Genomic DNA, 22,085 nt, shown 5'->3' with positions numbered 1-22,085 from the left:
CGCCATCTTTGGAGACATGATTTTGAATGCCCACAGATGGCAAGAGGATACGCATGAGCAAATACACCAAAGACCCCGATGCAATCGCCGACCTGTCATCCGATCAGTATTACGTTACCCAGGAAAACGGCACAGAACCGCCATTTCGCAACGATTTCTGGGACCATAAGGAAGACGGGCTTTATGTCGATATTGTTTCGGGCGAGCCGTTATTCACATCGCGTGACAAGTTTGATTCCGGATGTGGCTGGCCGAGTTTTGTTAAACCAATCGACAGCGAACATGTGATTGCGCGCGAAGACAACACCCTTGGTATGCGCCGGATTGAAGTGCGATCCAAACATGCAGACAGCCATTTGGGCCATGTTTTTCCCGATGGCCCGCAGGATCGCGGGGGTTTGCGGTACTGCATCAATTCGGCCTCCTTGCGCTTTGTCGCGATTGAGGATCTTGAGGCCGAAGGGTATGGCGATTACGCAAAATTTTTTGAATAATGTTCGCTATTATTCAAATTAAATGAACAATCAAATCCGTCTCAAAAGACCGGCGCATGACGTTTCATGGCCGGTCTTTTTTGTGTGTTTTTATTTGTATGAGGATTGAAAGTCAGATCCTAGAAATCAGATCCCTCAAAAATCACGTCCTAAAAATCACATCCCTAAAAATCGCCGGGCGCACATTGCAAACAGGTCAAACCCATCTCGCGCCATTTATCGACCACCCGACTGCGGTCATCGACGACCAGCCACGGATCAAACCCATCGGCACGGATTTGCGCCAGAAGGTCTTCTTTGACTTCTTCATCCGTACGGTGATCGGCATCGGTGGGGCGTAGGTACATGCCGTCAAATGGAATGTTATGGGCGCGCAGCCATGCTTCGGAGCGATGTTGCCAACCGGCGGGGCGGCCAGAGCAGATGACAATCGCGTGGCCCGAGGCATGCAGGATGCGCAGCAAGCGTTCGATGTTTTCAATCGGCTTGGCCAAATCCATCGCGTCAAAAAACGCATCCCAGTGTTTTTCCACTCCATGAACCAGATGCCCCAGGGTATCGGCATCGAAATGCGCCAGTGTTCCATCCATATCAAAAACCACCGCTTCGCGTGCGGTGCGTGCAGTTTGGTCGGGGCCTTGCGCATTGGTCTGCGGTTGGTTCACGCGGAAATCTCCTTGATCAGTGTTTCGGTCAAATTTTCATAGTCCCAGCCGGTCGCGGTCGGGCGGAACAGCATCGGGGTAGCGTTGGGCAGGCGTGGCCCATCGGCCTCAAACCCGGTCATATACAGGATGCAGCGCGCCACGCCTGAATGGGCAACAACAACACAGACGTTATCGGTGACCTCGGCCAATGCCTGTTGCATGGCAAAGGAGACACGCTGGCACATGGCATCAAACCCTTCGCCGTTTGGCGGGGTGTCAAAGCGCGGGCAGAGCTCGTCAATCGGGCGGCCTTCAAGATCGCCCCAATGGCGTTCGCGCAATCCGTCAAGCACATGAGCCTGATGGCTGGGCAAAGCCAATTGCGCCGTTGTGCGCGCCCGGTCTTGCGGGCTGACATAAACCGCCTGCCATGTGCCGAGCGCCATCAGGTCGGCAATTGCGGCGGCCTGCGCGCGGCCGGTCTCGTTTAAGGGCGGTTCGGTCGATCCGGCAATGATGCCTGCCCGGTTGGCATCGGTTTCCCCGTGCCGGATGAAAACAAACGGCACCTTGGGAAAATCGAACTTCTCAGCGGCATAGATCATGACCCGGCATCATCCCTTTGAAAAAGCATCTGCATTATAAATAGAACCGATCTGCAAGCTGTAGCCGCCCGTCGAACCCGTCGACAAGACCAAAGTCCTCTGGCCGACTGTTAAAAAGCGGCACGACCTGCATCGCGTGGCAGTCATTGGCGACATTCACAACGTGCTGGGATAACGGATGCACGTTCCAGCGCCGGAAATGGGCATGGCCCTTTTCGACCATTTTGCGCGCGTTTAGCGGCATGAAGCCGGTAAAGATCACATGCGCGCTTGATCCCAGCCGCCCGGCATCGCCCCAACTGTCAATCAGTTCGCGGGCCTTGCCAAAGGTCGCGCAGGGCGCGTGACAGAGCAGCAACCGGGCATCGGGATTAAAATGCTTTGCCTTGTCTTTGAGCAACCGCAACCGCCGGATCGCATCGCCGTCGACATAATCACTGCCACGGGCATCGAGAACCTGTTTGACCTGTCCATAACACCGATCATCCATCGACCAGTCGGTCAGACCATTGCGTTCAAACAACAAGGCCATTTCCGCCGCCCGGCCACTGGGGGGTACGGGAAACAGGATTTGACCATCAAGTTTGGTCATGGTGGTCAAAAGGCTGTCGATCCGCACATTCTGGGTAAGCCCCTCCATGCCATAGGAGGCATCAAGCAACACGGTGGCCGCATCGGGCGGCGTGTCATAGAGGAAGTAATCGGATTCCTGACAAAAATCGCCGGAATACAACACCCCGCCACCCAGTTCGAAATGCAGCCACACCCCGCCAAAGGAATGGCCGGTGCGCCCGGTGGTCACCGTCACGCCATCGACCTGTATTTCCCCATGGGGCGGCAGTGGAATGACCTTTGCCCCCTTGGGCAATGATTTCGCGGTGACTTCGGTGCAGTAAATCGGCAAGCCAGCGGCAACGATTTCATCGGCCGCCCCGATATGGTCGATATGATCGTGGGTAATGAAAACAGCGTTAACTTTGTTCAGCCACGCCGGATCAAATCCCTGATCGCTTTCCGGGCCAACGCCGCAATCAAGCAGCCAGCGCCGGTTAAAAAATTCAAGCCGCAAGCAGGCCGGGCCTTTTTCACCCAAGCCAGACAGAATACGCATCCGGGCTGACATCAGGCGGCCTCACCTTGCATGCGGTCAAACACCCAGCCATCGGATACTTTTAATCCGACGTTTTCGCCAATGCGCGCCCGTCGATTGGCATAGACCGGCAAGACATGATCACGATCCTGCCCGATCCGCACCGATAAGCGGAACCGCCCGCCGAGATAAACGCAATCTTCGACAGACCCGCGCAGCGCCCCGGCATCATCGACCCAGACGTCTTCGGGGCGCAGGCAAATGCCCGCCTGTCCGGCATGTGCCGCGGCCCGATTGCGCACGAAATTCGGACAGATGCGCGCGGCAACATCCGTGTCGCCAAGCCGCACCGAACAGGTTCGATCATCGGTGATCGACACGTTGCTGATCGGCAAAACCGCACCCGCCCCGACAAAGCCCGCCACCATCAAATCAGCAGGTTCGCGGTACAGGGTTTCAGGGGCGGCCATTTGGCGAATATGGCCCTTATCCATCACCGCAATCCGGTCGGCCATGGCCATGGCTTCGGCCTGATCGTGGGTGACGTAAATCATCGTCGCCCCGGTGCGGCGGTGAAAATCCAGAAATGCCTGTTGCATGGTTTCACGCAAATGCACGTCCAAATTGGCCAGCGGTTCATCCAGCAACACCGCACGCGGTTCCATCACCAGACAGCGCGCCAGTGCCACACGCTGGCGTTGGCCGCCGGAAAGTTCGGTCGGGCTTCGATCCGCATAAGGGCCAAGGGCAACCGTATCGAGGGCGGCCTTGATTTTATGATCGCGTTCAGCGCGGCCCAAACCGCGTACTTCGAGCGGATAACCAACGTTGCGCGCCACCGACATATGCGGCCACAGGGCATAGGATTGAAACACGATGCCCAGATTGCGCATTTCCGGGGTGACCATGATGTTGCTTTGCGGGTCGGCAACCACCTGCCCGCCCAGCGAAATCACCCCGCCGTCGGGTTCTTCAAACCCGGCGAGCAGACGCAGCAATGTGGTTTTGCCACATCCCGATGGCCCCAAAAGGGCGACAAATTCACCATCGGCGATATCAAGCGAGACCTGATTGACCGCGCGATAATCGCCAAAGGATTTGGTAATACGCGAAAGATTTATGTCTGCCATGGCACAACTCCCTTGGGCAAACGACGCGATGCCAGCTGAAAACAGCTCATCAACGCAATCACCACCAGCACGACCATAACCGCCACGGCCGAGGCCAGAACGGTGTCGCCACTGTCATCAAGATTGAAAATCAAAACACCCAGCGTTTCATTGCCCGACGCCCACAACAGGGCCGATACGGTCAATTCGTTGAATGCGGTTAGGAATACCAAGAGCGCCCCGGCGGCCGCCGACGGGGCGGCAAGCGGCAACAGAATGTCGCGCAGGCGTCGACCCAGTCCGGCACCGCAGGCCTGGGCTGCTTCTTCCAGGGCGGGGTCAAGCTGGCTAAAGCTGTTCATCACCGGGCGCAACGCAATCACAAGGAAGCGCGCGAGATAGGCAATGAAAATGATGCCAAGCGTACCATACAGGCTGACATCAAGCAGCGGAATGCGGATGAACAGCAAGATGCAGGCAATCGCCAGAACCACACCGGGCAAGGCATAGGGGACTTCGACCAGAAGATTGATCAGTTTGGTCAGACGCGACGGACGGCGCACCATCACATAGGCCAGCGGCAAACACACCAGAACCAGTGTCACCGCCGCCCCGACCGACAGCATGAAACTGTTTTGAAAGGCGCGTGCGGTTGAGGGCTGAACAAACAGGACTTCGCGGAAGGCCGCGAAACTGTAGTTATCGAAATTCAGTTTCACGCCAAAGGCCGGGACCAGCGAGGTTGCAATCAGGGCCAGCAAAGGTACGACCAGAATGGCGACAAGCACGGTCCAAAGAATGCCTTCGATCATCGGACGGCGCGCGCCCAGACGAATATCAAGCGGCCGCCCGACCATCCCCATCAAACGATAATCGCGTTTGGACAACAGCCGGTGATGCAGGGCGACCCCGCAAATCGCAATCGCGCCAATCAGCATGGCAAGGACCGAAACCTCGCCCAGAACCGACGGGCCAAAACCGGCCAGTTTTTGATAAATCAGGGTCGGTAAGGTCGCATAATTCGCCGGAATGCCCAGCATCGCGGTAATGCCGAAATTGCCCAACGCCGTAACAAACGCCATGGCGGTACCCGCAATCAGGCCGGGACTGGTCAGGGGCAGGATAATTTGCCACCACAACCGTCCACCACGTGCGCCGGCCAAACGGGCGGCTTCGATCTGTTCGCGCGGAAGCATGCGCAAATTGGCGCGCAGGGTCAAAAACACGATGGAGGCATGCTGAATGCCCAAAAGCAATGCGATGCCTTCGGCAGAATAAAGCGGCTGGGGCGATCCCATCGCCGGGGCGATGCCAAACGCATTTAAAAGTGCACTGCTGGGGCCAGTCAGTTGCACCCAGCTAAGCGCTGTGATTTGCGGCGGGATCATCATCGGGATCATGAAACAAAACACCAAGGCGGCCTTGGCGCGCACATCGGTCAAGGCCACCAGAAAGGCAAAGGACCCTCCGATCAAAAGGGAAATGATCGTGCCAAGACCGGCGGTATAGAGGCTATTGGCCGTGGCCTGCCACGTTGATCCATTGCCCAGAACATCGCGGAAATAGTCAAAGGACGGCACGCCGCCGACCATGACGCCCTCAAACCCGAGGCGGACAATCGGCAGGATGGACACGACAAAGACCGGCACCAACAACCAGTACAGCAACCGGTCCGAAGACCGGTTGCTGTTTGAACGGGCTGTGATCATGCCGGGCCAAAAGCCGCGAAGGCGACTTACAGCCTGCATTACTCAGCCCCAAAGATGTCTGCGAATTTCTTTTTGTTGGCGTCGGCCTGCTCGAGCGCAATCGCCGGGTTGAAATCCATCAGTTTGATGTCTTTGCGGGCCGGGAAGCCTTCTGGCAGATCCATGTCGTTACGGGCCGGGATATAGCCCATATCAAGCACCAGTTTCTGACCGGCATCCGAGAGGACAAAATCAACGAACTTATGCGCCGCATCGACGTTCTTGGCTTCTTTCATGATCGCGACGGGTTCGGTCACATAGGTGACACCTTCGGTCGGGAAGACGAAATCAACCGGCGATCCTTTGGCTTTGCCACGGATGGCAAGGAAATCGACAACCACGCCATAAGGTTTTTCACCCGATGCAACGGCCTTGAACGTGCCACCATTCCCGCCTTGTGCGCGGGCATCATTGGCGGCCAGTGCCTGATAGTAGTCCCAGCCAAGGTCTTTGTTCTCGGTCAGGGTCGAGAGGTGAATAAGGGCCGCACCGGAATAAAGCGGGCTTGGCATGACGATCTGATTTTTCAGCGCCGCATCAGACAGATCAGCCCATGATTTCGGGGCTTTGACTGCGGTATTGTAAACAATGCCCGTCGTGATCAGTTTGGTCGAATAATAATAGCCTTCGCCGTCATACAGCGCATCTTCGTAGGCACTGGCTTCGGGCGATTTATAGGCCTGAAGCTGACCTTCCTGTTTGAGGCCTTCGAGCGTTACGGTATCGGCAATCAGAAGGACATCCGGGCGCGGGTCGCCTGCGGCGATTTCGGCGCGCAGTTTGGCCATCAGTTTGGTGGTGCCATCGCGGACCCACTCAACTTCAACATCCGGGTTGGCCGCCATAAAGGCATCAACCGTGGTCTGGGCATCCTGGGTCGGCTGGCTGGTGTAAACAACCAGTTTTTCGGCCGCCTGGCCAACAACCGGCAACATCATTGTGGCAGTCGCCACCGCAGCAAGAAGAACGTTACGCATGTTTGACATCCCTTGATCGAAAATAATGAAACCCGTTGATCTAAGGTTTCGTTCGAAAACTGTTCGATCCGGAAGCTATCGGGATTTCCGTAACAGTTGTGTGACAACACCAAGAATTAAATGTTTCAACAGGTGTAACGGGCTTTCCAGCCACAATCAGGCCTGTCTATACTCAGGTCAGAAACGAAACCATTCCTTTCGAACGAAAGAATATGATGTGATTGAAATCCCTGATGCCGTGCCGCTTGACCGTCGCCGCGACCGCATTGTTGCCCTTGTAAAGTCCTGTGGCTTTATGGCGGTTGAGGAACTTGCGCGCCGGTTTAATGTGTCGGTTCAGACCATCCGGGCGGACCTGCGTGATTTGCAGGAACAGGGGCGCGTGTTTCGTCGCCACGGGTTGGCGGGCCCTGCCCCCGACCCGGATAATTCGGCCTATGAAAAACGTGAAGTCTGGAACAGAACCGGCAAGCAGGCGATTGCAGCCAAGATCGCCGAACTGATCCCGGAGGGCTGCACGATTGCGATTGGCACAGGCACCACCGCCGAACTGGCGGCACAGTATTTGTCATCGCACCGCAATTTAACCGTGCTGACCAATAATCTGCATGTGGTGATGACATTGCAAAACGCGCCCAACGTGACCCTGCGCCTTGCGGGTGGGACGGTGCGCACCCGCGATCTTGATATTATCGGGGCCGATAGTGCCGATTTCTTTGCCAGCATGCGCGCGGATTTCGGGATTGTCAGTGTCGGGGGGATGAGTGATGACGGCGATTTGCTTGATTTCAACATGGATGAAGTCCGCGCGCGCCGCGCACTTGTATCGTGCTGCGATCATGCGATCCTGATGGTCGATGAAAAGAAAATGGGCCGCAAGGCGCTGTGCCGCGATGGGCATGCCAGCGATTTTCAAACCGTGTTGCTGAATACCGCGCCGGGGGATGCGTTGCAACGTGCGTTGGTTAAGGCGCGCAGTCAGATTGTGGTGGTGAGTTAATATCTCTGAGAGCTACCAAACCAAAGACGCACAAATAAAAACTATCCTACGCAAACCAATTCGTTCAGCATTACATTTCAACAGATAACGATCTGTGTCGTCTATTTAGCGCTGCGCTTGAAACAGGTAACGGCTATGGGAAATCTAATTTCGGACATCAGCAATATTGTTGTGGCATTAGCTGCCGTATGCGGTGCGTTTACCGCTTGGAAAGGCTTAAGCACTTGGCGCAAAGAAACCGAATGGAAAATCAAACATGAACTATCGCACCGAATTTTAGTCAATCTGTACAAGCTGCGTGAAACAATTGATGAACTTAGATTTCCTGCAATAGCTCCATATGAGATGGAAGATATCCCTCAGGAAACCGTAGACCAAATTGGTCATACAAAAGCGGACTATCGCCGCGTGGCCTACGCTTACAAGAACCGGGGAGATAGATACTATAACGCGGAGAAAGAGCTCAAAGCTAGTCGCCTCGAAGCCAGAGCAAATTGGGGCAACGGCCTTGAGCAACATCTGGTTAGAATAGATCAAATGGCAAATGAGCTACTTTATCGCATTGACCAATACCTCTCTGCGATAAATCCTGAAACCGATGAGCGTACCCGTCAATTGATGACCGATAGGATGGAAGAAATCTCGCGAGTGATTTATGACCCGCTGACCGCCGACGATGATTGGCGTGACCAATTAGACGAAGCGCAGCAGCAAGCAGAAGACTTCATTAGAAACAAACTTGAGCGCGCCACAGCTTAACTCAACGTCGCTTCTTCTGTGACGACCAGGTTACCATCGACATGTAAGGTATGGTTCGGGGCCACTGCCGCCCAACTGTCAGCGTCTGTATCAAGGGGTTCGGACACAATGATCACATGGCCGTTGCGTTTGCGCCAATAGAGCGACGGCGGTTTGTCATCGCTGGCGTGGCGGATGGCACAGATGCTTTTGCCGTTTGAAAGACAGGCGGTAAAGCGAAACGGAGCGGTCGCCCCACGGGTTTTCATTTCATTTTCGACGATTTCGATGGTGCGGCGGATGGCGCGGTGCGGGTCTTCGACCAAGCCCAAGGTCAGCATCAGGCAAAAGATCAACTCGCTGTCGGTGGAGCCTTGGCGGGCGGCGTAATGTTCATCGTCAATCATGGCTTCGAGTGATCGGCGGACCAGCGGGTAATCGCCAATCTGACCATTGTGCATGAACAGGTATTTGTCATGGGCGAACGGATGGCAGTTTGACCGGCTGGTGTGTGTGCCGGTTGAGGCGCGCACATGGGCAAAGAACAGGCCCGACTGAATGTGATGGGCAAGCGACCGCAAGTTCGGGTCATTCCAGGCTGGCAGGATTTCGCGGTACAGCCCCGGTGTCGGGCGGTCATCGTACCAGCCAATGCCAAAGCCATCGCCGTTGGTAGGTGTTTTGGCCTGTTCGGCATGCAGGCTTTGATCGACCAGTGAGTGGCGCGGTTCAAACACCAGTTTTTCGAGATAAACCGGATCCCCAATATAACTCAGCCAGCGACACATACCCGATCCCCCAAAAACTGCACTTCAGACGGTGCACATCTAAGCCACATATTACAGCACGGTCAATGTGATATTATATTGAACCGTCGTGATTTAAAGACATGGCGTTTGTCAGGCCCCTGTTCGCAGAAAGAACAATAAACCACTTGCCAACCCGGATGTTTGACCGTATTTTCCGCGCCACAAAATGAGTCGTGCTGGCGTAGCTCAGCTGGTAGAGCAACGCATTCGTAATGCGTAGGCCGTAGGTTCGAATCCTATCGCCAGCACCATTTTGAACCACACAAAACCCCGTTGGGCTTTATCGCCCTTCGGGGTTTTGTGTGTCTTAGTTCATATCTCAAGTAGCTAAAGTTTTCACACAACCCCACCGAGAAACGTCAATTTGCACGGAACCGTTTAAATCCTTGCAGATCATGGAAGACAGTCTGGGCGACCGTACTGACCCGATCATGTCGCCTTCTGCAAGGGCAACACTCAAGGGCCACACTCAATGGCCACACTGGGGATGCGTGCATGACAGACAGTCAAAAGCCCACGGCTCAACCAACCGACAAAACCACCGACCAAGGCACCGATAAAGCTACGCCCTATGCGAGCTTACCGCCCGAACATCAGGATGCGCTTGATGTGATGGCGGCATTGTGCCGTGAATACGGGCTTGAGGAGCTGGCACCGGGGCTTTTGCACAGCAGTTCGCTTTTTCCCGACCCGGCCACCAGCCCGGCCAGTAGTGGCAGCACGCCGCAAGACAGCGGTACGCAGGTTCACCAGCCCATATATGGATTTGACGCGGAACCGCAGGAAACCGCGTTTTCGATCATTCAGAAATTCCTGTTTGATCGCGATCCAAATGCGCCCGATTCCCGCGCAAATCAGGCCGGGCTTGACGGGCATATCCCCGACCCGGCCAGCGTTCTGGCCAAATCCATGCAGTCACCCCCCCAAACCCGCGCAGATCAGCAAAAGGGACCTGATATGACCCAGTCTTCCGAGGCCTCAAGCACCCCTTCTTATGACAGTGCGGCCGCACAGTGGCGCCTGATCACCACCCGCCCGGACGGCAGTGAAACCGATCTTGCCGGGGCGGTGATCGGCGATGACATGTTCCGCACCGCCATGCCGCAGCTGCAAGGCAAGGACAGTCAGGATGCCGATGTTCCCGACTGGACAATTGATCTTGCGCAATGCCTGCCGTTGGCGGCCGGGCGCACCAGCGCGCAAACCGCCATCAGTGCCAAACTGGTCGCACTCGACACGCCCGCGCTTCTTGGGGGCTGGTGCCTGAATGTTGGGGCGAATGCCGGTGTTCAATCCGAACTGGAAATTGCCGTGCCCAAGACATCGCCGTCGCATTTGCGCGCCTTGTTGTTTGACACAACAGTGACCGATCAGGCGCAGGAACCCTATTCGGAAATGGCGACCTATGGCGGGGGGGCTTATGCGCTTCATCTTGAACAAACGATTGGCGATGTTCCCAGCGGCACGACACCGAACCTTGCCCTGATCCGCCTGATCTTTGCCGATCGTCCTGCGGTTCCGGCCCAGTTGGAATATGTCGGCACCTTGCCCAGCCCGACCTTGCGCGGGACCATTCCGATATCGCCGACCCATGCCATTCCGTTCTGGATGCAAATCACCCCACCCAGCGAAGGCGACAAGGGGGCGGGCCTCGTGATCCTTGTGCAGTATGATCAGGAAGTCAGTTTTAATGTCACCGCCCAGTTGCTGACATCAAGCAAATCATGCACGCCAACCGCGATTTTAAATTGCAGCGGGCAAAGCGATAACAGTGCGTGCCGTGCGGCCAGCATGATCGCCAATGCCAACGGGCGTCTTGAAACCACGCTGACCGGGCTTGCCACCGCCCCGACCCCAGACGAATTGGCGGGATATGGGTTTTGCCTGGACGGCGACAGCACGTCAGACACGTCCAAGGCGGCCCCGGTTGTGGCCCCGGCTGTCGCATCCAATGCCAAGCCCGCCCCGTCAGCCGCCAAAACCCCGTCTTCTGGCGACGATCAAAGCCCCCCAACGCCAACGCAGGACACCTCGGACAATGGCGATAGCAAGAGCAATGATGATGGCAAAGACCAGCCGTCCGGTCCGAAATCCGGCGGGGGTGGTGCCAAAACCACGCAGGGCGGAACGGGGAAATCAGCCAGTTCAAGCACGACCAACAAGGGAGGTTCCTGATGTCGGGTCCGGGACAGTCAGGCATTGATACCGCCAGCAGCCGCAAGGATGCGGTCAGAAAGGCGTTCAATCAGGAATATATGGCCACCCAGCAGGCGATGTCGCAGGCTGCTGAACGCGCACGCACGCAGGTTCTTGATCAGCGTTATACCATCAGTTCACATGCACAGGATGTGAAGGCCGGTGCCACCGCGCCGCAGCCGCCATTGGGGACGCAACAGGGGACGCAAACTGGTACGCAAGCCGCCCCGGCAGGCAACCAGCAAGCAAAACCCCAGCCACAAGGCGCGCCCTACATGGGCAGCAGCCCGGCTGGTGGCGGCGCCCATCAGGTGATGTTCGATATTGCCAACGAGATCCGCAATATCATCAACAAAGAAGTCGACCAGCGCATGCAGATCCTTGCCGCCCGGGTTGAAGCCGCAATTTTGCAATCCCTGCCGACAGAAACACCAGACGACACGGAAGCAGATCAGGCCAAGAGCACGCCAAAAGGGGCAAAACGCACCGCTGCCAATAAGGCAGACACATCAAAGAAAACCGATTCTCAAGATAGTACGCTGTCCTCAGCAGAGGATAATCCGCCCTAACAGAACGGATCGGCCCAAGGGCCAAGACCGTGGTTATTGGTGATCGTGCAGCTCACTGAGATACGGAAAACCGCTGTCGCCCGCTACCATGACTTTAGGATTTTGGCCGCCACACCAGACCAGATCCAAGATTGCGTCCCACGAATTCCAGCATTGATCCACCCCCGTCCCACGCGGGCCGGGGACACTTTGACGAGCACAGATTCACAACCATTGATTGCAGTAAATACTTTTATTCACAATCATTCGAATAGTACGTCATACTAGTTACTGCAAAACTTAATCAGCCTAAGGTTGCAATCTGTCAACTGGAGGGATCCATAGTGCAGAACGAAAAGAATACTCAACAGGACGAGGTGAACTTCACAGAGGCAGAATTGCGGTTTGCCCGCAGCCTTGAAGATACCTTAAATCAGGCTCTGGGCGACGGCGACAATGTCACGTCAATCTGGTCACGGTTAAAACCCGAACAACGTGTGCGGGTTGCCGAGGGATATCTTTCTCAACTCACCCCGGCAGATCCTCCGCAGGATGGCAGTGCGGTCGACGCCGCGCGACAAAGCGATCCGGCCCAAGCTTTTGGGCAGCGCGATGCGACACCCGATTTCAGCGCATCTGTCGCACAGGCACAAACTGCGTCACCCGCCGCGTCATCGGCCGCGTCACCGGCGCTCAATGGTGCGCCCAACCGCCAGGGCCCGCCGCCCGGCTATCCCGCAGATTTTAATCCGCTTGCCGGTTTCCCGGGGCTGGAGCCATCGCGCTCCGGGCCAAGTCCGGAAGACATCATCGCAAGCGCCCTTCCGGGTTATCAGGGTGGATCACAGATAAGCCCGCTGGATGCGCTTCGGGGGTTGTTGCCCGGCGGCTTTGACTATCCCGCCATGCCGACCCCTGCACCGGGCATGCCCGGACCACATTCCCCCCAGCCACATCATACCGATCCAACCCCGGCCCCGGCCCCGGAAACCGTTCCGGCGATTGATCCGGAACTGGGTCCGGCCGCGCCGAATTTCTGGCCGCTGTGGATTGATCAGCAAGACGTCCTGCTTAAGCAGTGCCTGAAACTGATGTCGGGGAATATGGATGATGCGCAGGATGCGCTGTCCGAGGCGATGGTCAAGGCATCGACCAAGTTCGAAGCCTCGATGGATGAAATCCGCAATCACCGCGCCTGGCTTTCGCGGATTGTCCATAACGCCTGTATTGATTTGCATCGGCAAAACCGGCGCAAGGCGGAATACAAGGAAGAAACCCACGGCGGTGCGGATGTTCCGGTGTCCCCGATCAGCCCGCCGGTTATTCCAAGCCCGGAAGAATCGTTTTTAACCAACGAAAAGCTCGACCAGCTCGAAACTGTCCTCTGTGCCCTTCCTGAAAAACTGCGCAAGCCGCTTTTGATGCGCTGCGTTCAGGACCGCAGTTATGACGACATCGCGGTCGCCCTGGGCTTAAGCAATTGCGCCGTGCGCAAACGTGTCCAACTGGCACGTGACCACCTGAAGGATGCCGACATTCAATAGTTGGCAAATAAATGAAAAAGACGCGTCACAACCCCAAACACCCAGCGTCTTTAGATTGAAAACGGGACGGCGAAACCCCGTCAGGATCACAACCGCAAGCAGTCCACAGCACACCTACACGAAGGAGACTTTACAATGGCGATTCCGACCCCGGTAAATGGTCAGATCACTGATGCAGTCACCCAGACAAATGTGAAAGTTTTGGGCGACGCCCCGGCAATGGCAATGGGCTCGATTTTTCAGTCCCTCGCACATTCCACCGGCATCCTCTATGAAAACGCCGTCAGCGCACAGCAGCAGATCGGCATCACCTCGCAGGCCGCGACCAATCAGGGCGTCATCCAGATCTATTCGGTCGATACGATGGCAGACTCTGTGGCAACCTCGAAAATTGCCAAAAGCGACGTGCCCGACAATATGCTGTCACTTCTGACAGCCCTTCAAGCCACCAAAGGCTGATCCCGTTTACCTGTCAAACATATGGCAGGCTGGTCCCGCTCCGGATCTTCTGACACACGGGTCACCATCAAATCGGGCGGTCGTTTCCATCAGCGGCCGCCCGATTTTACGTGGATCGCGCCCCCAATTTGCGGTCCGCAAGTTTTTGCACAAGTTCCGTCACAACCGATCTGGCCCTCCGTCATCTGACTGATCCCGCAAACCACGCGGAAAAGGGCCGGATTCCGGCACTTCTTTAGGCAACCAGGAGATACACAATGGCTGATAACACTCCGGTCAATGGCATGATCACGGATGCAGTAACCCAAGCCAACGTAAAGGTTTTGGGTGATGCTCCTGCCATGGCCATGGGCTCGCTGTACCAGTCGCTGGCGCATTCGCACGGCATTCTCTATGAGAACGCCGTCAGCACCCAGCAGCAGGTCGGCATCTCTTCACAGGCCGCAACCAACCAGGGCGTCATTCAGGTCTATTCGGTCGATACCATGGCCGGTGCCGTTGCCACCTCCAAACTCGCAAACAGCGATGTGCCCGACAACATGCTTTCTTTGTTGTCGGCTCTTAAAGCAACGACCGGCACTGCCGTGTCGTAACACCAGATTGGTTTCGCCGCCGAACCGGCCCGGCATGCAGTCGCTTGCCGGGCTTTTTCCATCACAAAAGTCGCTGGCGCACGTCATACCGATAAGTCCCCATTTCGCCAGCCAAGGAGACGGACATGCCGGCACCATCGGGAACACCCCCACAAGACGGCACGCAAGCAGATCAAAGCCAATCCACCCAGCCACAGCAGCCACAACAGTCCTGGTACGTCGCGGAACATGCCCCCTGTCAGGTGTCCAGTCAGGTCACCGACAGCGTTGCGATGACCAATGTCGCGACCATTGGTGTCGGGCCAAGTTATGCCGCCCTTCAATCCATGCTGGGCCAGTCGCAATCCCAAAGTGTCTTGATGGCCAATATGGTTTCCGCCCAAAGGCAAAATGCGATGGTTGGCATGACCACTATGACCAAGGGCATCGAACAGATCATGAATCGCCGTAACCAGTAAGGATCAAAGCGATGAGCAATTCCCATGAAGTTGACGAGCAAATCACCGACAGTGTGACCCAGACAAACACCACCGTCATTGGCAATGGCCCGGCAATGGGGACCATGCAGTCCTATCTATCCCAGGCACAGGCGCAGGGCATTCTGTTTGCCAATATGGTCAACGAGCAGCAGCAACTGGCCGTGGCAAGCCTTGCCACCACCATGGAATGCGCGAAATCGACCCTGTCGGTTCAGGACAACAAACCAAATTTTTTTACGGCGGCTCCTTTGAATGTGCGTCAGCCTACCAATCCAGCGCAGAAGGATCCGAACCACAATCCGACGTAAATGACGGCGACACTGCCCCCGAAGCCCCGCCCGACGACGACCCACCATGGTGGGTACAACTTGATGAACGCTTTGTGGGCAAAGGCACTGAAACCGCCGATGACCTGACCAACGAGAACAACGCCCCCGGCGTATCCTGACGACGGAGCTTGAAGCATGAACGATATCGTCAATCCACAAGTCACAGATGCGGTCACCCAGACCAACGTGAAAGTTCTGGGCGAAAGTCCGGCACAGGCGGTGTCGATGGCCTTGCAATCGCATTCCCATGCCACCGGACTTGCCATGGAAAATGCCACATTGGTTCAGGGCAACATGCAGCAAGTCGTCAATACATCGACATCGAAACTGGTCGCCTTGATCACGGCACAGGCGGGATAGCCGACAATCGGCAAACGCCCAGAAAATAATCGGCAAACGATCTGGCGAAATTTGATCACAATTCTTCTCATCATGCGTCAAAAGGTGTGCGGTCAGACAGACCGCTTATTCGGAGGATACAATGGCTATTCCAACCCCGGTGAACGGTCAGATTACCGATGCAGTTACGCAAACTTCGGTAAGCGTTCTTGGATCCGCACCCGCCAATGCGATGGGCTCGATCTATCAAAGTGCGGCGCACTCGACATCCATACTGTTCCAGAACGCGGTGCAGGCCCAGCAGCAATCATCGATCTGCTCGCAGGCCGCCACCAACCAGGGTGTCATGCAGCTTTACTCGGTCAATACCATGGCCGGTGCAATGGCAACGAACAAAGTGTCAAATTCCGACAACAGCAATACGCTTTTGACACTCCTGATCATTTTGGCAGCAACCCGCCGCTAGGCACATGACATGACCCGTCCGATCCATCATCGGACCATGGTCACTTAAACTGAGGGCGTGCAGATGGCAGACAACACCCCCGTAAATTCACAAATCACGGATGCCGTGACACAAACCAACGTCAAGGTTCTTGGCGAAGCGCCTGCCCAGGCGATGGGGCTTGTGTATCAAACCATGGCGCATTCCATCAGTCTTTCGATGCAAAATGCCATGCAGACCCAAGGTGGCCTGCAGCAGATCGGCAATGCCGTAACTTCGAGCGCGTGTAAGATGATCCTTGATACATCTGGCGGCGGCATGGGCGGCGGAGGCAACAAAAACCAGTGATTTCTGAATGGTCATTCGATGGGCCATGATGATGTGCCCCAACAGCATTGAACAAACACGCAAAACACCCGTCAAAGCAAATGAGGTCCTTCATGGCAGACGATGACACCCCCCCAAAGCCAGCCAGCACTGAACCCAAGGGCGCGGATGATCCGACCACGTCTGATGCCGCAGACAACAAGGATGCCAAAGATACCAAGGATGCAAGTGGCGGCGGCACCGGTACCCCGGATGCCACCACAGCATCAGGCGGCGATGCGTCAGACAAGGACACGCCCCCCTCGGACAGCCCGCCTGCCGCATCTGGCACGCCCCCGCTCAGCACGGCATTGAACCCGCAAATCGTTCAGGCGGTTGGCACAACCAACCATGCGGTTCTAAACGGAGCCATTCCGGGTGCCAATGGTGTTGCTTATCAAAAGGTGGCGCAGGCAGCGGCGTACGCGGTGCAGGATTCAACCGATTACATGCGCAGCATCATGTCGATGGCATCGGCAACAACCGGTGTCGCCATGCAAAAGATGCTGGCAACCAAAGAAGTCCAGCCTTACAGCGACATCATCGAAGCCGCATCCAAGGCCGTCACCGACGCGCAGAAAACATTTACAAGCGTTGGGACGTCGGCAAGTAGTGTTGTGAAGGATTTTGACAGTATGGCGTGACGGCATCTGCCGTCTGCTATCTGCTATCTGGCATCTGGCAGATGACAGCAGTGTCCTGAATGCTGAGAGGCTGGGATCTTACCCAGCACGCATCAGTTCAAGACGATGGCAGGCCTCGGAGAAGTCAGGGGCAAACAGCTTGACGCTAACCCCGGTCCCTTGCAGCTCATAGGCCCCCATTTCCTCGGTCGGGCAGGAAATGAAACTGGCGACGGTCTGGCTGACCAGAACGCGTTTACCCAGTTGCTTGGTCAATTGTTCGATGCGGGCGGCTTCGTTTGCGGCCTGCCCCACCACGGTGAAATCGACCCGTTCGGGAACCCCGACATTGCCATAAATCACATCCCCGACATGCATCCCCAGCCCGTAATCAAACGGCGGTTTGCCGGATTCTTCGCGCGTGGCGTTGAGCTGATCGATGTTAAGCTGTGCCTCGGCAGCGGCATACAGGGCGGAAACGCAAGCGGTTTCGACATTGTTCTCGTTTTCGTCAATCGGGAAAATCGCCAGTGTCGCATCGCCGATATAGCGCAGAACCTGTCCGCCGTGTTTCAACACCGCCCCGGCGGTTGCCGAAAAGAAATCATTCATTTCACCCAGGAACGCATCGTCCCCAACATGGGTTGCAACCGATGATGAGTTACGCATGTCCGAGAACCAGATCACCGCACGGGTTTTGGTGCTGTCGCCCAGTTTGATCTGACCATTGCGCACGCGTCCACCGGCATCCGATCCCAAATAGGTTTCAAGGATGGTTTTGGTTTCTTCGTGGTTGATACGCATTTTGCACGACACGGCAAAACGGCGCTGAATGCCCGACAGTGTTGCAAGGTCTTCGTCGGAAAAACCACTGGGGCGGCGCGTCATATAGGTCATGAAAATGCGGTTACTGCCCAGCGTGCTGTCACGGTCAGTGACAAAGGGCGTCATCAGCGCATAGTAATCTGTGCCGCGATTGCGGCGGAAACTTTCAAGGATCGGGAAATCAAGAACCGCGCCCGGCCCGATCAAATGGCGGCGCATGAAACTGACATCTGAATCCGACATCCATTTAAGCGGACTGTCGGCCCAATCGGGATCATCATCGCGCACCCCCATATGGGTCGAACGTTCAACCGAACCGCTGTCCTTTGACCAGACATAAGAAACCCCTTCGTATAGGGGGTGCAGGGTTTTGAACGCCACCATCACACGGTCGATGGGAATACCGGCCGCAACCAGTCGATGCACCATGCCATTGAGGATCTCTGAAATGTCGGTATCTTCGAGCGCGCATTCCATCACCCAGTCGTTGACAGACCGAACAAATCCGCGCGCTGCCTGCGCCGAATTGGTGCCGGGTAAAGATGTCACCACCGATGAAGATGCGTTTTTGTTGCTCATTGCCTGCTCCGCAGATTTCGTGCCTTAACTATCGCATTGCCTAGATAGAACAGCAACGCAATTTCGCAATTGCGAATTGGGAAACAGTCTCTTTCCCGCCAGACAAATGACCATCAGTCATCAATTATGCAAGTTCGAATTTTAAAAAAACTGTAACATGCTGAATTCAGGAGATAATGTTTACAGCTTTGCGGGTGGAAGATAGATACGGGCCAGCAATCCGCCCTGCGGTGCATCTTCAAGATATATTTCGCCGCCATGGGCCCGAATGGCCGTGCGCGCGATGGCCATCCCAAGGCCAATTCCCCCGGTGTCGCGATTGCGCGATTCTTCAAGCCGGAAGAACGGCTCAAACACCTGTTCGCGTTGATCAATTGGAATGCCCGGCCCATCGTCAGATATCTCGATCCAGAGGCCGTCATCATCGGCATCCTGTATGGCGACTTCGACCGTGGCACCATATTCAAGTGCGTTGGATACCAGATTGCCAAAGGCACGTTTTATCGATAGCGGACGGCATGGGTAAATACGCGGGGTGACCTCGCCCGAGAATGCGATGGGACGCCCGGTTTCGGCCAAATCTTCGACCGCGGATTCAACCAGCGCGGCGATATCGATTTTGCGGGTTGCCTCGTTGGCGGTTTCTTCGCGCGCAAAGGTCATCGCCGCTTCGACCATCTGTTCCATTTCATTGAGGGTTTCAATGATCCGTGCGCGGTTTTCCGGGTCTTCGACAAATTCGGCGCGCAATCGCAAGGATGTTATCGGCGTGCGCAAATCATGCGAAATCGCCGCCAGCATTCTGGTGCGGTCTTCGACAAACCGTTTTAGACGTGCTGTCATGCGGTTAAACGCCTTGGCAGCACGGCGAATTTCAAGTCGTCCGGTTTCTGGAACCGGTTCGGGATAATCACCCCGCCCGACCCGGTCAGCCGCCCGGGTCAACACCGCCCATGACCGCGAAATACGCCGGGCCAGGAAGAATGTGATGATCCCAATCACAAGAGCGGACATCACAACCCGGATCACATTATCAAAGACAAACCGTGGCGGCGGTGTCACCCCGCCAATCATCGCTTCGAGCCAGATGTTGGGCTGGCCATCGTCCGTGATCTTATCGGGTAAAGTTGAAAAGATCGGCACGGCAAGCTGCATCACCGGTGCGCCATGACAATCAAACCGGTCAAGATAGCGCAATGCCCATGGGGCAATGTTTTTGCCATGCGCGCGTTGATCACTTTTCTTTAAATCCGGTTTATCGCTTCGGCGCTTTTTCTCAATCGCTTCTTCGAAAATATCGTGCACGCCCCTATGGGGGGAGACGTCCTTTTTGCCCGGCATTTCACTGTCGGAGAACTTTTCCTCACGCACGTCACGCAGACGATGCTTTTCCGCCCAACAGGCATCTTCGGACAGAATATCAACATTCGCCTGTACGTCGGGTGACGTTGCCAAAAAAGCATTCAGACGTTCGGTCAATCCCTGAGATACCAGATCATCCGAGTTCACGACGTCTGATGTTAAAACCAGACGCAGACGGGTTTGAGGCGATTGCGCCACACGCAACACATCCGGCCAGTTTTCCGACGGTGTTGTGGTTAAAATGCGTGAAAGTGCCGACACACGTAGAAGCGCATTGCCCCGACGTTCCGAGGCAACCGCATCGCGCCGTTCCTCGGCCAGCATGATCCCCAAAACCACATGGGTCAGAATGATCGCGCCCAGCAGCAAAAACACCAGTTGCCCGGTCAGGGTTCTGGGCCAAAGGCGCGTGATCAGGCGGCGGGTCATATCTTTGTCACCTCGCAGGTGAACATATATCCCCCACCCCATACGGTTTTAATCAGGGTCGGGTTTTTCGCATCAATTTCGATTTTCTTGCGCAGGCGGCTGACCTGATTATCAATGCTGCGATCAAACGGAATGGCATCACGCCCGCGCGTCAGATCAAGGAGCTGATCACGGTTCAAAACCATATTTGGATGTTCGACAAAGGCACAGAGCAAGCCGTATTCCCCGGCACTGAGCGGCAAGACAACATCTGTGTCATCGCGCAATTCATGACGGGTCCGGTCCAGCACCCAGCGATCAAAGCCAATCTCACCGACTGGCGATGGTCCCTTGCGCCCGACGGGCAGGCTTTGGGCGCGGCGCATCACGGCCTTGATCCGGGCGAGAAGTTCACGCGGGTTAAATGGTTTGGCCAGATAGTCATCGGCCCCCATTTCCAACCCAATGATCCGGTCGGTTTCTTCGCCAAGGGCGGTCAGCATAACCACCGGCACATCATGATTTTCGCGCAGCCAGCGACACAGGCTTAAGCCATCTTCGCCGGGCATCATCAAATCAAGCACGATCAGATCAGGATGAAGGTTATCGCCCATCAGGCGGCGTAATTCACGGCCATCCGATGCCAGTGTGACACGGTATTCATGTTGGCGCAGATACCGCCCAAGCAAATCGCGGATATCACGGTGGTCATCAACAACAAGAATGTGGGGCTGGTCGCTCATATATCGCTGCCAATCATTAATCGTTAAGCCCCCTAACCTATCGCGTTGGCGAACACAGCTGAAACCTCAATTTGTATCAAATTGTCGCATTTGGCTGTTTTGATAATTGTTGCGACCAATTTCCCCTGTTTGCGGGATCATTTCGCGACAAACAGACGTCATAACAGACCTCGACAAACGTTATCCCCCACCCCAACGAGGTTTCCGATGAAACGCAAAACATCCCTTAAAATCGCCGCTGCCCTGATTGCGTCAACTTTGATCGCAATGCCGATTGCCTCGGCCTATGCCGGTAGTGATGGCCATCATGGCGGCAGAATGCTTGAGCAAGGCCAATTCAAGGAATTTGGTTTTGATGGCGCGCACCGTGACCATGACAAGCGCGGCATGTTTGGCAAGCAGCACCGCGAACGTGCAACCCCGCTTAGCGTTGACGAGGCCCGCATTCTTGTTGATGCGATGCTTTTGCGGTCCAATGTGAGCGACCTTAAAATCGGTGACGCGTTGCTGGCAGAAGAACCCGGTAAAATTGATGTTTTGCTAGTGAATGGTGCTGGCGATCTGGTCGACGTTGTCACGTTTGACGCCAAAAAAGGACGCCTTGATCACGGTGAGCGCCGGTCGCTTCGCAAACTGATGCCGCGCCCGGACAAGGAGGCACGTTTTGACCGTTCGTTTACCGACGCGCAGATGAATACGCTGGCACAGGCGATGGTGATCCGATTTGGCCAGGGGGAGCTTAAACTTGGCAAGATCGCCGAGACCGATCGTGGCACCTACGTCGCGACGGTGACCAACAAGGCGGGCGATATTGTCCGCGAAATGGAACTGAGCCGTGTGACCGGACGCCCGATCAGCTAACGGCTTAGATCGACCCCACCCCAAGGTTCGGGGGTTTTATCCCAACCGATACCCCGAACCTGTCCCCGACGCCTCTGAGGCTCCCCCCTCAGGGGCGTTTTTTATGTGTTGCGTATTGATGCCACAGATCATGAGGCAATCATGCGCCAATCATGAAAAGGATATTTGA

The 22,085-nt window shown here is 55.8% G+C and carries 25 protein-coding genes and 1 tRNA gene; 16 read left to right on the top strand and 10 right to left on the bottom strand.

Features of this window, described 5'->3' with window-relative positions:
- The first annotated feature begins 53 nt into the window (after positions 1–53).
- The gene (msrB, locus tag K355_RS0100840; protein ID WP_022730215.1) at positions 54–494 is read left to right on the top strand and encodes a peptide-methionine (R)-S-oxide reductase MsrB; all 441 of its coding nucleotides are present in this window, start codon (positions 54–56) and stop codon (positions 492–494) included.
- Between the two features lie 164 nt (positions 495–658).
- Here msrB and K355_RS0100835 read toward each other — a convergent pair whose 3' ends face one another.
- Genes K355_RS0100835 through K355_RS0100810 form a run of 6 tightly spaced genes read right to left on the bottom strand, consistent with a single transcriptional unit; the run spans position 659 to position 6,670 of the window.
- Entirely contained in the window at positions 659–1,159 is a 501-nt protein-coding gene (locus K355_RS0100835; RefSeq protein ID WP_022730214.1) for a phosphatase domain-containing protein, read from the bottom strand.
- Positions 1,156–1,746: a histidine phosphatase family protein gene (locus K355_RS0100830; protein WP_022730213.1), complete on the bottom strand. Its 591-nt coding sequence runs from the start codon at positions 1,744–1,746 to the stop codon at positions 1,156–1,158. Before K355_RS0100830 ends, K355_RS0100835 begins: the two co-directional genes overlap by 4 nt.
- A gap of 34 nt (positions 1,747–1,780) precedes the next feature.
- Positions 1,781–2,869: an MBL fold metallo-hydrolase gene (locus K355_RS0100825; RefSeq protein ID WP_022730212.1), complete on the bottom strand. Its 1,089-nt coding sequence runs from the start codon at positions 2,867–2,869 to the stop codon at positions 1,781–1,783.
- Positions 2,869–3,966: an ABC transporter ATP-binding protein gene (locus tag K355_RS0100820; RefSeq protein ID WP_022730211.1), complete on the bottom strand. Its 1,098-nt coding sequence runs from the start codon at positions 3,964–3,966 to the stop codon at positions 2,869–2,871. The genes K355_RS0100825 and K355_RS0100820 overlap by 1 nt, the downstream gene beginning before the upstream one ends.
- Entirely contained in the window at positions 3,954–5,693 is a 1,740-nt protein-coding gene (locus K355_RS0100815; protein ID WP_022730210.1) for an ABC transporter permease, read from the bottom strand. The genes K355_RS0100820 and K355_RS0100815 overlap by 13 nt, the downstream gene beginning before the upstream one ends.
- Positions 5,693–6,670, bottom strand: a complete 978-nt coding sequence (locus K355_RS0100810; RefSeq protein WP_022730209.1) for an ABC transporter substrate-binding protein — start codon at positions 6,668–6,670, stop codon at positions 5,693–5,695. Before K355_RS0100810 ends, K355_RS0100815 begins: the two co-directional genes overlap by 1 nt.
- 217 nt (positions 6,671–6,887) lie before the next feature.
- Here K355_RS0100810 and K355_RS0100805 point away from each other — a divergent pair, with 217 nt between their 5' ends.
- Entirely contained in the window at positions 6,888–7,670 is a 783-nt protein-coding gene (locus K355_RS0100805) for a DeoR/GlpR family DNA-binding transcription regulator (protein WP_022730208.1), read from the top strand.
- A 135-nt stretch (positions 7,671–7,805) separates the two neighbouring features.
- Positions 7,806–8,429 carry a hypothetical protein gene (locus tag K355_RS0100800; RefSeq protein ID WP_022730207.1) on the top strand — a complete coding sequence of 208 codons (624 nt, stop codon included), beginning with the start codon at positions 7,806–7,808 and terminating at the stop codon, positions 8,427–8,429.
- On the opposite strand, the gene K355_RS0100795 is transcribed toward K355_RS0100800, so the two are convergent.
- Positions 8,426–9,196 carry a class II glutamine amidotransferase gene (locus K355_RS0100795; protein ID WP_022730206.1) on the bottom strand — a complete coding sequence of 257 codons (771 nt, stop codon included), beginning with the start codon at positions 9,194–9,196 and terminating at the stop codon, positions 8,426–8,428. The two genes, K355_RS0100800 and K355_RS0100795, sit on opposite strands and share 4 nt — an antisense overlap.
- Positions 9,197–9,392: 196 nt before the next feature.
- Between K355_RS0100795 and K355_RS0100790 the strand changes: the two genes are divergently transcribed.
- From K355_RS0100790 to K355_RS24915, 12 genes are all read left to right on the top strand, one after another.
- Positions 9,393–9,468: transfer RNA gene (locus tag K355_RS0100790), tRNA-Thr, on the top strand.
- 244 nt (positions 9,469–9,712) lie between these two features.
- Positions 9,713–11,392 carry a hypothetical protein gene (locus K355_RS0100785; RefSeq protein ID WP_022730205.1) on the top strand — a complete coding sequence of 560 codons (1,680 nt, stop codon included), beginning with the start codon at positions 9,713–9,715 and terminating at the stop codon, positions 11,390–11,392.
- Complete coding sequence (locus tag K355_RS0100780; RefSeq protein WP_022730204.1) at positions 11,392–11,982, top strand: hypothetical protein; 591 nt, start codon at positions 11,392–11,394, stop codon at positions 11,980–11,982. Before K355_RS0100785 ends, K355_RS0100780 begins: the two co-directional genes overlap by 1 nt.
- Positions 11,983–12,305: 323 nt before the next feature.
- Positions 12,306–13,505: an RNA polymerase sigma factor gene (locus tag K355_RS0100775; protein WP_022730203.1), complete on the top strand. Its 1,200-nt coding sequence runs from the start codon at positions 12,306–12,308 to the stop codon at positions 13,503–13,505.
- Between the two features lie 135 nt (positions 13,506–13,640).
- On the top strand, positions 13,641–13,964 hold the full coding sequence (locus tag K355_RS0100770) for a RebB family R body protein (protein WP_022730202.1): 324 nt from the start codon (positions 13,641–13,643) through the stop codon (positions 13,962–13,964).
- Between the two features lie 257 nt (positions 13,965–14,221).
- Positions 14,222–14,557 carry a RebB family R body protein gene (locus K355_RS0100765; protein WP_022730201.1) on the top strand — a complete coding sequence of 112 codons (336 nt, stop codon included), beginning with the start codon at positions 14,222–14,224 and terminating at the stop codon, positions 14,555–14,557.
- Between the two features lie 125 nt (positions 14,558–14,682).
- On the top strand, positions 14,683–15,015 hold the full coding sequence (locus tag K355_RS22790; protein WP_022730200.1) for a RebB family R body protein: 333 nt from the start codon (positions 14,683–14,685) through the stop codon (positions 15,013–15,015).
- 11 nt (positions 15,016–15,026) lie between these two features.
- Positions 15,027–15,344, top strand: coding sequence for a RebB family R body protein (locus K355_RS22785; RefSeq protein WP_022730199.1), 318 nt, complete (start codon positions 15,027–15,029; stop codon positions 15,342–15,344).
- Between the two features lie 156 nt (positions 15,345–15,500).
- On the top strand, positions 15,501–15,725 hold the full coding sequence (locus K355_RS0100750) for a RebB family R body protein (protein ID WP_022730198.1): 225 nt from the start codon (positions 15,501–15,503) through the stop codon (positions 15,723–15,725).
- Between the two features lie 121 nt (positions 15,726–15,846).
- Positions 15,847–16,170: a RebB family R body protein gene (locus tag K355_RS0100745; RefSeq protein WP_022730197.1), complete on the top strand. Its 324-nt coding sequence runs from the start codon at positions 15,847–15,849 to the stop codon at positions 16,168–16,170.
- A 63-nt stretch (positions 16,171–16,233) separates the two neighbouring features.
- Complete coding sequence (locus K355_RS0100740) at positions 16,234–16,497, top strand: RebB family R body protein (protein ID WP_022730196.1); 264 nt, start codon at positions 16,234–16,236, stop codon at positions 16,495–16,497.
- 92 nt (positions 16,498–16,589) lie between these two features.
- Positions 16,590–17,159: a hypothetical protein gene (locus tag K355_RS24915; protein WP_022730195.1), complete on the top strand. Its 570-nt coding sequence runs from the start codon at positions 16,590–16,592 to the stop codon at positions 17,157–17,159.
- A 78-nt stretch (positions 17,160–17,237) separates the two neighbouring features.
- On the opposite strand, the gene K355_RS0100730 is transcribed toward K355_RS24915, so the two are convergent.
- The 3 genes from K355_RS0100730 to K355_RS0100720 form a co-directional block, all read right to left on the bottom strand.
- Positions 17,238–18,542 carry an adenylate/guanylate cyclase domain-containing protein gene (locus K355_RS0100730; protein ID WP_022730194.1) on the bottom strand — a complete coding sequence of 435 codons (1,305 nt, stop codon included), beginning with the start codon at positions 18,540–18,542 and terminating at the stop codon, positions 17,238–17,240.
- 180 nt (positions 18,543–18,722) lie between these two features.
- Entirely contained in the window at positions 18,723–20,333 is a 1,611-nt protein-coding gene (locus K355_RS0100725; protein ID WP_022730193.1) for an ATP-binding protein, read from the bottom strand.
- A complete protein-coding gene (locus K355_RS0100720) occupies positions 20,330–21,055 on the bottom strand; it encodes a response regulator (RefSeq protein ID WP_022730192.1) in 726 nt (241 codons plus the stop codon). The genes K355_RS0100725 and K355_RS0100720 overlap by 4 nt, the downstream gene beginning before the upstream one ends.
- A gap of 207 nt (positions 21,056–21,262) precedes the next feature.
- Between K355_RS0100720 and K355_RS0100715 the strand changes: the two genes are divergently transcribed.
- The gene (locus K355_RS0100715) at positions 21,263–21,916 is read left to right on the top strand and encodes a hypothetical protein (protein WP_022730191.1); all 654 of its coding nucleotides are present in this window, start codon (positions 21,263–21,265) and stop codon (positions 21,914–21,916) included.
- Positions 21,917–22,085: the final 169 nt, after the last annotated feature.

Origin of the sequence: Thalassospira lucentensis MCCC 1A00383 = DSM 14000 (assembly GCF_000421265.1) — a bacterium.
Lineage (GTDB): Bacteria > Pseudomonadota > Alphaproteobacteria > Rhodospirillales > Thalassospiraceae > Thalassospira > Thalassospira lucentensis.
This window is presented reverse-complemented; position numbering and strand designations above follow the sequence as displayed.